Origin of the sequence: Flavobacterium ginsengiterrae (assembly GCF_039539785.1) — a bacterium.
Classification (GTDB): Bacteria; Bacteroidota; Bacteroidia; order Flavobacteriales; family Flavobacteriaceae; genus Flavobacterium; species Flavobacterium ginsengiterrae.
Map to the genome: position 1 here is coordinate 369,450 of NZ_BAABDU010000003.1, position 422 is coordinate 369,871.

The following is a 422-nucleotide window of genomic DNA, read 5'->3' on the forward strand; positions in this document are numbered from 1 at the left end:
GTAAAAGCTGTACCGCTTACAACTCCCGTTGCTGTTCTGTTTGTTCCACCATTTTCTGTATATACAACAGTATAAGGACCAGTTCCTGCACTTGCCGTGAAAGTTAACTGACCGGCACCTGATCCGCATAATGGACTAACTGCACTTAAAGTTCCCTGCGGTAAAGGATTCACTGTGATCGTTGCTGATCCGCCTGTAAAACCTGTATTCCTAACACAGCTATTTGCTCCCGTAACGGAAACTAAAGCATAGGTGGTTGTTCCTGTAACCGGAGTAGTAAATGGTGTAAAAGCTGTACCGCTCACAACTCCCGTTGCTGTTCTGTTTGTTCCACCATTTTCTGTATATACAACAGTATAAGGACCAGTTCCTGCACTTGCGGTGAAAGTCAACTGACCCGCACCTGATCCGCATAAAGGACT

Annotated in this window: 1 protein-coding gene; it reads right to left on the bottom strand. The window is 45.5% G+C overall.

What is annotated here, in order from left to right; all coding sequences use genetic code 11:
• Positions 1-422: hypothetical protein (locus tag ABD859_RS04460; protein ID WP_345140815.1), on the bottom strand; the 422-nt coding region annotated here is incomplete at both ends.